Source organism: Paraburkholderia sp. SIMBA_054 (genome assembly GCF_046534875.1).
In the GTDB taxonomy this organism is placed as follows: domain Bacteria; phylum Pseudomonadota; class Gammaproteobacteria; order Burkholderiales; family Burkholderiaceae; genus Paraburkholderia; species Paraburkholderia hospita.
The window spans coordinates 13,755-27,782 of sequence record NZ_JAWRXV010000028.1 but is presented as its reverse complement, the minus strand read 5'-3'; the positions used below and the strand labels follow the sequence as shown (position 1 = coordinate 27,782).

Annotated in this window: 12 protein-coding genes; 6 read left to right on the top strand and 6 right to left on the bottom strand. The window is 60.0% G+C overall.

Annotated features, from left to right (window positions below; all coding sequences use genetic code 11):
* Positions 1-176: 176 nt before the first annotated feature.
* Positions 177-1,634, bottom strand: coding sequence for a glucose-6-phosphate dehydrogenase (gene zwf, locus SB822_RS29965; protein ID WP_090836107.1), 1,458 nt, complete (start codon positions 1,632-1,634; stop codon positions 177-179).
* A gap of 530 nt (positions 1,635-2,164) precedes the next feature.
* On the opposite strand from zwf, the gene SB822_RS29960 reads away from it, so the two are divergent.
* The 4 genes from SB822_RS29960 to SB822_RS29945 all read left to right on the top strand — a co-directional run bounded on the left by SB822_RS29960 (position 2,165) and on the right by SB822_RS29945 (position 6,593).
* Positions 2,165-3,412, top strand: a complete 1,248-nt coding sequence (locus SB822_RS29960; RefSeq protein WP_007580588.1) for an ABC transporter substrate-binding protein — start codon at positions 2,165-2,167, stop codon at positions 3,410-3,412.
* A gap of 165 nt (positions 3,413-3,577) precedes the next feature.
* Positions 3,578-4,516 (top strand): carbohydrate ABC transporter permease, encoded by a 939-nt coding sequence (locus SB822_RS29955; protein ID WP_007580589.1) that lies wholly within the window; start codon positions 3,578-3,580, stop codon positions 4,514-4,516.
* Positions 4,506-5,363: a carbohydrate ABC transporter permease gene (locus tag SB822_RS29950; RefSeq protein ID WP_007580590.1), complete on the top strand. Its 858-nt coding sequence runs from the start codon at positions 4,506-4,508 to the stop codon at positions 5,361-5,363. The genes SB822_RS29955 and SB822_RS29950 overlap by 11 nt, the downstream gene beginning before the upstream one ends.
* A gap of 114 nt (positions 5,364-5,477) precedes the next feature.
* Entirely contained in the window at positions 5,478-6,593 is a 1,116-nt protein-coding gene (locus SB822_RS29945) for an ABC transporter ATP-binding protein (protein ID WP_007580591.1), read from the top strand.
* 170 nt (positions 6,594-6,763) lie between these two features.
* Here SB822_RS29945 and SB822_RS29940 read toward each other — a convergent pair whose 3' ends face one another.
* The 4 genes from SB822_RS29940 to SB822_RS29925 form a co-directional block, all read right to left on the bottom strand.
* A complete protein-coding gene (locus SB822_RS29940; protein WP_007580592.1) occupies positions 6,764-7,384 on the bottom strand; it encodes a trimeric intracellular cation channel family protein in 621 nt (206 codons plus the stop codon).
* Between the two features lie 15 nt (positions 7,385-7,399).
* Positions 7,400-8,215 (bottom strand): Smr/MutS family protein, encoded by an 816-nt coding sequence (locus SB822_RS29935; protein WP_081498811.1) that lies wholly within the window; start codon positions 8,213-8,215, stop codon positions 7,400-7,402.
* 220 nt (positions 8,216-8,435) lie between these two features.
* Positions 8,436-9,437 (bottom strand): thioredoxin-disulfide reductase, encoded by a 1,002-nt coding sequence (gene trxB / locus SB822_RS29930; RefSeq protein WP_007743715.1) that lies wholly within the window; start codon positions 9,435-9,437, stop codon positions 8,436-8,438.
* A 142-nt stretch (positions 9,438-9,579) separates the two neighbouring features.
* Positions 9,580-9,915 (bottom strand): hypothetical protein, encoded by a 336-nt coding sequence (locus SB822_RS29925; RefSeq protein WP_131542596.1) that lies wholly within the window; start codon positions 9,913-9,915, stop codon positions 9,580-9,582.
* On the opposite strand from SB822_RS29925, the gene SB822_RS29920 reads away from it, so the two are divergent.
* Positions 9,915-12,230 (top strand): DNA translocase FtsK, encoded by a 2,316-nt coding sequence (locus SB822_RS29920; RefSeq protein WP_090836108.1) that lies wholly within the window; start codon positions 9,915-9,917, stop codon positions 12,228-12,230. The two genes, SB822_RS29925 and SB822_RS29920, sit on opposite strands and share 1 nt — an antisense overlap.
* 109 nt (positions 12,231-12,339) lie before the next feature.
* Positions 12,340-13,035, top strand: a complete 696-nt coding sequence (gene lolA, locus SB822_RS29915) for an outer membrane lipoprotein chaperone LolA (RefSeq protein ID WP_090836109.1) — start codon at positions 12,340-12,342, stop codon at positions 13,033-13,035.
* Between the two features lie 9 nt (positions 13,036-13,044).
* Here lolA and SB822_RS29910 read toward each other — a convergent pair whose 3' ends face one another.
* A complete protein-coding gene (locus tag SB822_RS29910) occupies positions 13,045-13,959 on the bottom strand; it encodes a LysR family transcriptional regulator (protein WP_007743717.1) in 915 nt (304 codons plus the stop codon).
* Positions 13,960-14,028 lie beyond the last annotated feature (69 nt).

Genomic DNA, 14,028 nt, shown 5'->3' with positions numbered 1-14,028 from the left:
ATAGAAGCCGACGTCGACGTGTCCCGCTGCTGCCGCTACCAGTCCTTTGCGATCCAGGCCCGGTCCGGCGATTCATGCTGTGTTCAACCGATACTTCATACGGCGCGCTGCGAGACAAACATCGATCATCGCAGGACAAAACAAAACGCGCCGCTCAAACGTCCATTCGCGTCGGTTCAATTCTCTTCTTCGAGCCAGCAGGTGCCGTGCTGCGCGAGCATCGCGCTCGCGGCGGCCGGTCCCCACGTGCCCGCCGCGTAAGGCTTCGGCTTGCCCGACGCGGCCCATTCGTTGAGGATTGGCTCGACCCATTTCCATGCCGCTTCCTGTTCGTCGCGTCGCACGAAGAGGGCAAGGCGCCCATTGATCACGTCGAGCAGCAGACGTTGATACGCCTCCATCTGGCCTTCCTTGAAGAACTGGTCGAAGGCGAGATCGAGGTGGACGCTCGACAGGTTCATCCCTTCGCCCGGCTTCTTCGCGAGGCAATAGAGGCGAATCATTTCGTTCGGCTGCAGGCGGATCACCAGACGGTTCGCACCCGCGCGCAACGCCGACGCGCCGAGCGCCGAATGCGGCACGGCGCGGAAGTTGACGACGATCTCCGCGACGCGGTCGGCAAGACGCTTGCCCGTGCGCAGGAAGAACGGCACGCCCGCCCAGCGCCAGTTTTCGATCTCGACCTTCAGCGCGACAAACGTTTCCGTCGCGCTGTCCGTCTTCACGCCGGATTCCGTCGCATACGCGGGCACGGACGTGCCGCGAATGACGCCCGCGTGATACTGGCCGCGCACGGCGACCTTGCTGATATCGCGCGGATCGATCGGCTTCAATGCGCGCAGCACGCGCAGCTTTTCATCGCGGACGGAATCCGAATCCATCGAATGCGGCGGTTCCATCGCGACGATCGAAAGCAGTTGCAGCAAATGGTTCTGCACCATGTCGCGCAACGCGCCCGTATTGTCGTAGAAGTCGCCGCGCGCTTCGACGCCGAGTTCTTCCGCAATCGTGATCTGGATGCTCTCGACCCACTCGCGCCGCCACAGCGGCTCGAACAGCGCATTGCCGAAGCGCAGCGCCAGCAGGTTCTGCACGGGCTCTTTGCCGAGATAGTGGTCGATACGGTAGATCTGCTCTTCGGCGAAGATCTCGCCGACGGCGTCGTTGATCGCGTTCGACGAACGCAGATCGTAGCCAAGCGGCTTTTCCAGCACAATGCGCGCGTTCTCGTTCAAACCCACGGACGCGAGCGCATGGCAGATCGGGACGAACAGCGACGGGCCTGTGGCGAGATAGAACACGCGCGTACCGGCGTGATCCTGAAGCGCATCGCGCAGCTTTACGAAGTCTTCGGCCTTGCCGAGATCGAGCTTCACATACTCGATGCGGTCGACAAAGCTCGCCCACGCGCCTTCATCGATGCCGCTCTTCGCGACATGCGCCTTCACGTGCTCATTGACCCATTGCAGATAACCCGCACGGTCTTCCTCATGACGCGCGACGGCAACGATCTTGCCGCTCGCCGCGAGCATGCCTGCACGGTGCGCTTCATACAGAGCCGGAAGAATCTTGCGCATCGACAGATCGCCAGTTCCGCCGAAGAGAACGAAGGTGAAGCTAGAGTCGGTTTGCATGCGTCTCCGTGGGATATCTGATGGGCCTGTAAGACGCCCGTAGTCCAATAAAATATTTTTTGACACTGAATTGTAGTTTAACTACAATCCAAATCAAGAGGTAACGTGAATTCGATGAAAAAAGCGTGCGGGGCTTGTGAACAAGCGCCTTTTCGCGGGTGAACGTAGCTTCCCTGCATGTTAACGGACAACGCGTTCCGGCATGCGCCAGAGTGCCCTTTGAGCGCGGCGCAGCATGACGGAGACAGGCGTTTTCATTGAATGACGTGCGCGGACCACCTCGAGTCTGCAACGCGCCGCAGTCAGAAGGCGGAGCAGGCAAAAATCAAAAGAGGAGACAGTTCTTGCATCGCAAATCACTCATCTCTTGAGCGTCACGCGGCCGACCTCGGCACGCTGGCACAACCACATCACCATGTGCCTGCCCGACGCTCGACCGTCCATCGCATTGCCTGTTTGACCAACCATCACACCCTGGTGACATCAGGGGCCACTCGTTTTTAAGTTCAGGTGTCTGGAGGAGATAAGCAATGAAATTCCGTGCGATCATGGGCGCCCTGTGCGCCGCAGGTCTGATGTGTGGCGTCGCCACGGCACAGGCGGCCGAATCGGTTGAAGTGCTGCACTGGTGGACCTCGGGCGGCGAATCGAAGGCTGTCGGCGTGCTGAAGGACGACCTGCAGAAGCAGGGATACACGTGGAAGGACTTCGCGGTGGCAGGCGGTGCGGGCGCAGCGGCCATGACGGCACTGAAGACCCAGGTCATCTCGGGCAACGCGCCGAGCGCGGCTCAGATCAAGGGTCCGCTGATCCAGGACTGGGCATCGCAAGGGGTGCTGGTGAACGTCGACTCCGTCGCGGGTGACTGGAAGAAGAACCTGCCGCCGGAAATCGACAAGATCATCCACGCGGACGGTCACTACGTCGCCGCGCCGTTCTCGGTGCACCGCGTCAACTGGCTGTACATCAACAAGGCAGCGCTCGACAAGGCGGGCGGCAAGGTGCCGACCACGTGGACCGAGTTCTTCGCTGTCGCCGAGAAGATGAAGGCAGCCGGCATCCAGCCGATCGCGATGGGCGGCCAGCCGTGGCAAGACCTGACGCTGTGGGAAGACGTCGTGCTGTCGGAAGGCGCGGACTTCTACAAGAAGGCGCTTGTCGACCTCGACCAGAAGACGCTGACCTCGGACAAGATGGTCCAGGTGTTCGACACGGTCCGCAAGATCCAGGGTTACTTCGACAGCGGCCGCACGGGCCGTGACTGGAACCTGGCAACGGCGATGGTCATCAACGGCAAGGCCGGCATGCAGTTCATGGGCGACTGGGCGAAGGGCGAGTTCGCGAACGCGAACAAGAAGTCCGGTTCGGACTACATCTGTGCAGCGGTTCCGGGCACGGAGAAGTCGTACACGTTCAACGTCGACTCGTTCGTGTTCTTCCAGCAGAAGGGCCAGAAAGCTGCTACGGCGGGTCAGCTCGCGCTCGCGAAGACCATCATGAGCCCGGAATTCCAGGAGCAGTTCAGCCTGTACAAGGGCTCGATCCCGGTTCGTCTGGGTGTGTCGATGGATAAATTCGACGACTGCGCGAAGAAGTCCTACGCTGATGAACAGACGGCTATCAAGTCGGGCGGCTATGTGCCGTCGCTGGCTCACGGCATGGCTCAGCCGGACGCGGCAGCAGGCGCAATCTCGGACGTCGTGACGAAGTTCATGAACTCGAATCAGGACTCCAAGACCGCCGTTGCTGCACTCGCGAAGGCTGCGAAGACCAAGTAAGGCAGTCGTAGCACAGTTGTAGCAGAACGCCCGGCGCGCATGGGCTTTAATAACCCATGCGCGCCGGACGACGATGGTGCGATGCATGGTGCAATGCATCACCGCGCCTCTGCCGTTCCGGTGTCTTCCCCTGATGCCTGACGGCACAGTTCCAGGAGTCAAGTTGTGACTGCTTCTATTAGCGGAAACGCAAAAGGCACGGCGTCAACAGCACGCGTGTCGCCGATGGCGGTATTGGCCGACCGCTGGATGCCGAAGCTGGTGTTGTCTCCCAGCATTCTCATCAGCCTGGTCTTTGTCTACGGTTTTATTCTCGTTACGGGCTATCTGTCGCTGTCTACTTCGCGACTGATGCCGCGTTACGATTTCGCCGGCTTCGCCCGGTACGCTGAACTGTTCGATAACGACGTCTGGTGGACGTCAGCGGCGAACCTTGGCTGGTTCGGCATTCCGTTTATCGCGGTCTGTGTTGGCCTCGGTCTGTTCCTCGCGATTCTGCTTGATCAAAAGATTCGCAACGAAGGCGCATTGCGCGCTGTGTTCCTGTATCCGATGGCGCTGTCGTTCATCGTGACGGGCACGGCATGGCAATGGATTCTGAACCCCGATCTCGGCTTCCAGAAAGTGCTGAACGACTGGGGCTGGACGAGCTTCTCGTTCGGCTGGCTGGGCGACCCCGACAAGGCGATCTTCTGCGTCGTGATCGCGGCCGTGTGGCAATCGACGGGCTTCGTGATGGCGCTGTTCCTTGCTGGTTTGCGCGGTGTGGACAGTGAGATCTTCAAGGCTGCGCAAGTGGACGGCGCGACGCTGCCCACTATCTACCGCAAGATCGTGATTCCGAGCATGCGGCCCGTGTTCTTCTCGGTGCTGCTGATTCTCTGCCACATCACGATCAAGACCTTCGACCTCGTGGTCGCGTTGACGGCGGGTGGTCCCGGCACGTCGTCGTCGCTGCCCGCGATGTTCATGTACACGTTTTCGTTCAACCGCGGGCAACTGGGCGTCGGCGCTGCGTCGTCGATGATGATGCTCGCGACCGTCGTGGCCGTGCTCGTGCCGCTGATGTACCTGGAATCGAGGAGCACGCGCAATGCAGCCTAAGATGAACTTCAGCCGCGTTGTCATCTACGCGGCGCTGATTCTGTTTGCGTTGTACTTCCTGTTCCCGCTGTACGTGATGCTGTCGACGTCGTTCAAGGACATCGACCAGCTGCGCTCGGGTAACCTGCTGACGCCGCCGACGCACTGGACCTTCGCGCCGTGGATCAAGGCGTGGAGCGAAGCCTGTACGGGCGTGCGCTGCGACGGCATGCAGCCGTTCTTCTTCAATTCGGTGAAGATGGTGATCCCGGCCGTGCTGTTGTCGTCGATCATCGGCGCGTTCAACGGTTATGTGCTGACGCACTGGCGTTTCCGTGGCGCGGATGCGTTCTTCACGATGCTGCTGGTCGGCTGCTTCATTCCGTTCCAGGCCATCCTGCTGCCGATGGCACGTGTGCAAGGCTACTTCGGTCTGTCGAACACGATTGGCGGGCTGGTGCTGGTGCACGTGGTCTACGGTATCGCGTTCACGACGATGTTCTTCCGCAACTTCTACGTGAGCGTGCCGGCTGAACTCGTGAAGGCGGCGCGTATCGACGGCGCCGGGTTCTTCATGATTTTCACGAAGATCATGATGCCGATCTCGCTGCCGATTTTCATGGTGTGCCTGATCTGGCAATTCACGCAGATCTGGAATGACTTCCTGTTCGGTATCGTGTTCTCCGGCGTCGATTCGATGCCGATCACCGTGGCACTGAACAACCTCGTGAATACGTCGACGGGCGTGAAGGAATACAACGTCGACATGGCGGGCGCGATCATCGCGGCACTGCCGACGCTGCTCGTCTACGTGATCGCCGGCCGCTATTTCGTGCGCGGCCTGACGGCGGGCGCGGTGAAGGGTTAATTTTTGTGTAGACCGCTGCTTGCGCGTTGACGTGAGCGGCGGTGCTCAACGGTATTCGGCTCGCGTCGCCAGCTAGCGACGTATCCGCAGTACAGAGACTAGAGGATTCACAGCATGGCAAGCCTTTCCATCCGTGACGTGTACAAGACCTACCCGAACGGGGTGCCTGTCCTGAAGGGTGTCAATATCGACATCGAAGACGGTCAGTTCCTGATTCTCGTCGGCGGCTCGGGCTGCGGTAAGTCGACGCTGCTCAACATGATCGCCGGTCTCGAGACCGTGACGAAGGGCGATATTCAGATCGGCGGCAAGACGGTGAACAACCTGTCGCCGAAAGATCGCGATATCGCGATGGTGTTTCAGTCGTACGCGCTGTATCCGTCGATGACGGTGCGCGAGAATATTTCCTTCGGGTTGAATATCCGCAAGGTGGCGAAGAGCGAGCAGGATCAGATTGTGGCTCGCGTTTCGAAGCTGCTGCAGATTGAGCATTTGCTGGATCGGAAGCCGGGGCAGTTGTCTGGTGGCCAACGTCAGCGCGTTGCGATGGGCCGTGCATTGGCACGGGACCCGGCGATGTTCCTGTTCGATGAACCGTTGTCGAATCTCGATGCGAAGCTGCGGATTGAGATGCGCTCGGAAATCAAGCTGCTGCATCAGCGCCTGGGTACGACTATCGTTTATGTGACGCATGATCAGATCGAGGCTATGACGCTCGGCGATCGTATTGCCGTCATGAAGGATGGCGTCGTTCAGCAGTTCGGCGCGCCGCAAGAGATTTATGACTCGCCCTCTAACCTCTTTGTTGCTGGGTTTATCGGTGCGCCGCCGATGAACTTCATTCAGGGTAAGGTTGTTGAGCAAGGTTCCGGTGTTGGCTTGGAACTCGATACGGGTGTGAAGCGGTCGGTGCTGAATCTGCCCTTCGATGGCGCGGTGAAGTCGCATATCGGGCAGGAAGTGATCCTCGGTCTGCGTCCTGAACGCATCACCGATGCGCGTAATGCTCATAATGCCGACGACGCCAAGCTGCAAGCTATCGACGTTAAGGTCGATGTGATCGAGCCTACTGGGCCGGATACTTTGGTGTTTGCGCAGGTTAATGGGAAGCGTATCGTTAGCCGCGTTCACCCGAGTTCTAATCCGCTGCCTGAGCAGAACATGGCGCTGATGTTTGATGTGTCTAAGGCGGTTCTGTTTGATCCTAAGACGGAAGAGCGGATTGCTTAAAGGCAGACGCTAGCAAATTAGCCGCAAGGAAAAGGTCCCGTGGATAATTCCCGGGACCTTTTTTATTTCTCAAGCCGACTAGGGGTGGTTTGAGAACCCACTAGTTCCTCGGCTCGTGCAGCTTGAGTTGTTTTGGATCATGCACTGTTCACGCACGGTGAAGGTGTTGCTCAGTGAGGCAGTCTGACATCCAATTTAAAGGTGATTAACCGCGCCACAAGAATAAACCCGGTCGCGATCAACACGCTATAGACCGTATCAAAGTTGATGTAATCAAGCAGCAGATAAAGCCAACACCCCACCAACGCACAAGTCGCATACGGCCGCGAATCACGAAGGATGAGCGGCACTTCATTACAAATCACATCCCGAATAATCCCGCCGAACACGCCGGTGGCGACGCCCATCATCGAAGCCACGAACCACGGCATCTGCGCATCGAGCGCAAGCGAAGTACCAGAAATGCTAAACAGCCCAAGCCCAACCGCATCCGCCACAAGCAAAGCCCGCTCGTTAAAAACCCGCGTATAAGCCTTAAGCACAAACGGCGCAAAGAACGAGAGAACAAAGATCAGAATCGCGTACCACTGATGCTCGACCCAATAGAACGGTCTCCGATCCAGCAAAATATCTCTAACCGTCCCACCGCCAAAAGCCGTCGCCATCGCCACAAGAAAAGTCCCAACAGCATCGAGCCGTCTCGTACGAGCTTCGATGAACCCTGAGATTGCGTAGGCGAGAATAGCCAGCGCTTCCATGATGGCAAGCGCGAAAGTGAGACGAGGATGCATCGTTGAAAAGCCTTCTCAGACTTTGCCGGACGACGAAGAGGAAGACCCGGGACCGACCGACCCAGGCTGCAACAACACAAGCACAGCACCTGCACCACCATCATGCGCACGAGCTTGAGAAAACGCGATCACTTCTTCCTTCTGCACGAGCCACGCGCGAACCTTGCCTTTGAGCACAGGCTCTTTCCCAATCGACCCAAGCCCTTTCCCATGAATCACGCGTAGACACCGTAAGCCTTTCTTACTCGCCTCACGAATGAACTCAGACAGCGCCTCGCGCGCTTCCTCACGACGCATCCCATGCAGATCGAGCTGCGCCTGCACAATCCAGGCTCCGCTTCGAAGTTTCTTAACGATCTCCTGGCTCACACCCGGCCGACAATAAGAAAGCGACTCATCGGTATCGAGCAGAACTTCAGGATCGAACTCATCGGAGATCGCCTCGTGCAGCACGGCTTCTTCATCGAGTTTCGTCTGAACGGGAACAGGTGCCGGCGGCGTGCGGGGGACTGCCGCGCGCGGTTTCGCGCCGAGCGGCGCGACTTCGCCAATTTCACGCCGAAACAGATCGGCATCCGCAGCTGCCTCACGGGACGCTTGCGCCGCCACAGCTTTCTGACGTTGAGCGCGTTGAGACGCGCCTTTCAGCGCATCGCGTAGTCCACCAAGCCCGGCCAACCCAGCACCAGACTCGACCAACGGTTTTTTCGACGAAGACGAGGACGAGTCCGAACCAGCCCCCGACGATGCCGACGAATCAGCATTAGCAGGAGTAGCCGCCGCAATACGCGGCCGTTTCGGTTCGCTCGGATGGGGCAGATTCTTAGGCATAGCGATCAGACGATGAGTCGAAGCGGACAACAGACAAACACCCGCAAGCAACCTGGGCAATGAGAGCAGAAAACAAAAAGGGCCGCCGGCATTCCGCCGCAGCCCTTCGAACATCGAGAATCTCAACAACCGCGGCAAGCAGGTGTCTGCCGCTATTCTACCGATCCGCGTCCGCCGTTCTACTGAAACAACCCAGCAAACCCGGACGCGTCAAGAGCGATCAACGCTCGGCTTCAGCGCTCATCGCGCGCTCGCCGATCGACTCATGGATGCTTTCCAGATAACGCTGCGCATCCAGCGCCGCCATACAGCCCGTGCCCGCGCTCGTGATCGCCTGACGGTACACGTGATCCTGCACGTCGCCAGCCGCGAACACGCCCGGCACGCTCGTACCCGTCGCGTTGCCCGTCAAACCGCCGTTCGTGATGATGTAGCCGTTCTTCATCTCCAACTGGCCTTCGAAGATATCCGTGTTCGGCTTGTGGCCGATCGCGACGAAGAGACCTTGCAGTTCGATATCGGTGGTCGCGCCCGTCTTCACGTCCTTGATGCGCAGGCCGTTGACGCCGCCCTCATTGCCCTTCACTTCGTCGAGCGTGTGGTTCCACTTGATCTCGACGACGCCTTCCTTTTCCTTTTCCAGCAGACGGTCGATCAGGATCGGCTCGGCGCGGAACTTGTCGCGGCGGTGGACCACCGTGACCTTCTTCGCGATGCCCGCCAGATACAGCGCTTCTTCAACAGCGGTATTGCCGCCGCCGACCACGGCGACGTGCTGCTGCTTGTAGAAGAAGCCGTCGCAGGTCGCGCATGCCGACACGCCGCGGCCCATGAACAGTTCTTCCGACGGCAGGCCGAGATATTGCGCCGACGCGCCCGTCGCGATGATCAGCGAATCGCACGTGTACTCGCCGGAATCGCCGATCAGGCGGATCGGCTTTTCGTCGAGCTTGGCCGTGTGGATGTGGTCGAAGATGATTTCGGTGTTGAAGCGCTCGGCGTGTTCGAGGAAGCGCGCCATCAGCTCCGGACCTTGCACGCCGTTGCCGTCGGCGGGCCAGTTTTCGACGTCCGTCGTGGTCATCAACTGGCCGCCTTGCGCGAGGCCCGTGACGAGCACGGGCGACAGATTGGCGCGCGCCGCATAGACGGCCGCCGTGTAGCCGGCAGGGCCGGAACCGAGAATCAGAACCTTCGCGTGTTTGGTCGGGGAAGCTGGCATGATCGAAATCCGTAAAAAGCGTCGGTCGGCGGCGAAACATCGGCTGCCATGACCGGCGGTACTGGCGTCGAGCCGGAAAACCTGCTTGACACGTTAGTTGGGTATCAGCGCCGTATTATAAAGGGCAGGGCAGGCGGCTGCTTCATGAAGCTTTACGATGAAACCGATAGCCGCTGACAAACGCGTAAAGCCCGGCTAAGCCCCATTTCAGCACCAAAACCGGCCAAAAACGCCCGTGTTTTGCCAAAAAACGTATGGGAATTACGACATTCCTGGCCGTTCGGCCAACGTTACTGTCATTTACAGCCTTGCACGCAACAGTGCGTTTACAATAGTCGCCGACGAACGACAGGCGGCTTGCCGGCAGGCTTCGGGTCAACTCGTCGGCGCCTGGATCGGTTCCGACGGTGAATTGAAGGGCAACGGGAACCGAACCGGAACCTGAAACCGCTGCAGGCCGCACACGCAACAGGCTCAATGGCAAAAGCTCCCTATTCCGCGAACGCGCAGGCATTGCCTCATCGCATGTCGCGCCTTTTCACCGAAATCCGCTGGATTCTTCAGGTGGCGCTCGGCGTTTTCCTCGTGATGGCGCTGATCAGTTACAGCCGCCGCGACCCAAGCTGGACGCACGCGGCGCAGGTCGATCACATCTCGAACTGGGCCGGCCGCGTCGGCGCCTGGACCTCCGACATTTTCCTTCTGCTTTTCGGCCTGTCCGCCTGGTGGTGGATCGTGCTGATCGCGCGCCGCATTTCGGCGAATTACAAGCGCATCACGCATCACGAAGAACCGGACGAAGACGCGCCGCGCGACCACAGCTGGCTCGCGGACGTGTTCGCGTTCGTACTGGTGCTGCTCGCGTGCGATGGCATCGAAGCGCTGCGCATGTGGTCGCTGAAAGTGCAGTTGCCGCGCGCGCCGGGCGGCGTGATCGGCGAGGCGGTTGCGAAGGGCGTCTCGCATGCGCTCGGATTCACGGGCGGCACGCTGGCGCTGCTGATCGCGCTGGGTATCGGCTTGTCGCTGTACTTCCGTTTCTCGTGGCTGTCGGTGTGCGAGAAGGTCGGCGATTCGATCATCAATGGTGTCACGCTGGCCAAGCTGCGCCGTGAAGCGGGCCGCGACCGCAAGCTCGGCGAAGCGGCGGCCGTGAAGCGTGAAGGCAAGGTCGTACAGAGCCGCGTGAAGAGCGAAGAACACGAGCCCGTCGTGATCGTGCCGCCTGTGACGAAGCCGGAGAAATCGGAGCGCGTCGAGAAAGAACGCCAGGTGCCGCTGTTCGACAGCCTGCCCGGTGATTCCACGCTGCCCGCCATTTCGCTGCTCGACCCCGCGCCCGCATCGCAGGAAACCATTTCCGCCGATACGCTCGAATTCACCTCGCGTCTCATTGAGAAGAAGCTGAAGGATTTCGGCGTCGATGTGAGCGTGGTTGCGGCTTATCCTGGTCCTGTTGTTACGCGTTACGAAATCGAACCGGCTATCGGCGTGAAGGGCAGCCAGATCGTGAATCTGGCGAAGGACCTGGCGCGCTCGCTTTCGCTGACGTCGATTCGCGTCGTCGAGACGATTCCGGGCAAGAATTTCATGGCGCTCGAACTGCCGAATCAGCGTCGTCAGACGGTGCGGTTGTCGGAGATTCTCGGCTCGGCGGTGTATGCCGACGCCGGCTCGCCGCTGACGATGGGTCTCGGCAAGGACATCGGCGGCAAGCCGGTGTGCGCGGACCTCGCGAAGATGCCGCACTTGCTGGTCGCGGGTACGACGGGTTCGGGCAAGTCGGTCGGTATCAACGCGATGATTCTCTCGCTGCTCTATAAGGCGAGCGCGGATCAGGTGCGAATGATCCTGATCGATCCGAAGATGCTCGAAATGAGCGTCTACGAAGGCATTCCGCATCTGCTGTGTCCCGTGGTCACGGACATGCGTCAGGCTGGCAACGCGCTGAACTGGACCGTCGCCGAAATGGAGCGCCGCTACAAGCTGATGAGCAAGCTCGGCGTGCGTAACCTCGCGGGCTTCAACAACAAGATCGACGAAGCGGCCAAGCGCGAAGAGAAGCTTCCTAATCCGTTCAGCCTCACACCGGACGAACCTGAACCGCTGTCGCGTCTGCCGCATATCGTCGTCGTGATCGACGAACTGGCTGACCTGATGATGGTGGTCGGCAAGAAGGTTGAAGAACTGATCGCGCGTATCGCACAGAAAGCGCGCGCGGCGGGTATCCATCTGATTCTCGCAACGCAGCGTCCGTCCGTCGACGTCATCACCGGTCTCATCAAGGCCAACGTGCCGACGCGGATGGCGTTCCAGGTGTCGTCGAAGATCGACTCGCGCACGATTCTCGATCAACAGGGCGCGGAGTCGCTGCTGGGCATGGGCGACATGCTGTATCTGCCGCCGGGTTCCGGTCTGCCCGTTCGCGTGCACGGCGCGTTCGTGTCCGATGATGAAGTGCATCGCGTCGTCGATAAGCTCAAGGAGCAGGGCGAGCCGAACTATATCGAAGGGCTGCTCGAAGGCGGCGTGTCGGGCGAAGGCGACGAAGGCTCGGCGGACGCGTCGGGAACCGGCGCGGGCGGCGGCGAGTCCGACCCTCTGTACGATCAGGCGGTCGAAATCGTCGTCAAGAACCGCCGCGCGTCGATCTCGCTCGTGCAGCGACATCTGCGTATCGGCTACAACCGCGCCGCGCGTCTGCTCGAACAGATGGAGCAGTCGGGGCTGGTGTCGGCGATGTCGTCGAACGGCAACCGCGAAATTCTGGTGCCGGCGCGCGAGACGGATTGATCTCCGACGCTTCATTCATGCGACTGATGACGGACAGCGGCACGCGTCGAGCGTTGCCGCTGTTTTGGTTCCGCGTTTCGGTCCGTATCCGGTAAAGGGAGAAAACAATATGCTGCAAATCGTTGGGTCTAAGACCCGTCTTGGCAGTCTGATGCGAACGCTGGCTTTCGGCGCATCGATGCTTGTCGCGTCGCATGCGTTCGCAGGCGGCACGGATCAACTTAAGCAGTTCGTGTCGCAAGTGCATGCGGCGCGCGGTGAATTCGTGCAGACGGAAGTGCGCGCACGGAGCAACGCGCAGCAACAGGCGAGCGGCGTGCTGTCGACGCAAAACGCGACGCAGAACAAGGTGTCGAGCGGCACGTTCACGTTCGCGCGTCCGGGCAAGTTCATCTGGGCGTATGAGAAGCCGTACGCGCAACTGCTCCAGGCCGACGGCGACAAGCTCTACGTCTACGACAAAGACCTGAACCAGGTGACGGTGCGCAAGCTGGGCGGCGCGCTCGGCGCGAGTCCGGCCGCGATCCTGTTCGGCAGCAACGATCTCGACAAGAACTTCACGCTGAAGGACGCGGGCGTGAAGGCGGGCATCGACTGGCTCGAACTGATTCCGAAGTCGAAGGACACGCAGTTCCAGCGCGTGGGCATCGGCTTTCGCGACGGCAACCTCGAAGCGATGGAACTGCACGACGTGTTCGGCAACGTGACGCTGCTGAAATTCTCGAACATTCAGAAGAACCCGCCGCTGCCCGCCGACGCATTCAAGTTCACGGTGCCGAAGGGCGCCGACGTAATCAACGGCTAAACGCCTCGTTCATGCCTGAAGGCCGGGCGACGGATGCGCGGCCTTCATATCGTCGATAAACGCATCGACGATTTCCGTCCGATGCTGCCGCATGCGCGTGACCATGTGAAACGCGACGCGGTAGCCCATCTGCTGCGGGTTCAGCGCGGCGAGCAAACCTTCCTTCACATACGGCGCGGCGAAGTGCCCCGGCAGATAGCCGAGGTGATGACCCGACAGCACGAGCATCGCGACGGCTTCCATGTTGTCGGCGACCGCGGTGACGTTGTGCGGCGTGGTCGACGCTTCGGCTTCGGGCAGCGGATAGCTGCGCCACGCCCATTCATGCTGGGCAGCGTCGGCGGGCGAGACATTGCCTGCCTGGGCGAAGAGCGGATGCCCCTTCGCGCAATACGCTAACTGTTCCTCGGAAAAAATCTCCGTGTATTCAAGTGACGGCACGCGATGCCAGAAATATCCGATGCCGATCTGAATCCGTCCGCTCAGCAGCAATTCTTCGAGCTCACCTGGCGAGCGCACGAGAATTGAGAAGCGTACAGATTCGTCCCGGGCGCGAAAGCGCGCGATTGCATCGCTGATTCGCGCACTTTCCGACACGGGCGTGTGTCCGATCATCCCGATTCCGAGCGTCCCGACCAGTTTTCGTCCGACATTTCGCGCTTGCGCGCCGAACGCATCGACGGCAGAAAGCAGCGCGCGCGCCGCTTCGACAAACTGTTCGCCTCGCGCGGTCAGGCTAAATCCGCTGCGGCCGCGCTCGCATAGCCGGTAACCCAAGCGGGTTTCGAGCGTCGATAGTTGGGTGCTGATCGTGGATTGACCTACATTCAAGGTAGCCTGTGCAGGCGAAACGCCGCCCGCGTCCACAATGGCGAGGAACACGCGGATCAGGCGAAGGTCTAGATCGGTGAGTTGGGAGAACATGCGGCAGGATACATCGGTGCGAATCGATGTGAAGTTTTTTCTGTTGGCATTTTATCTTCGCCGGAACTG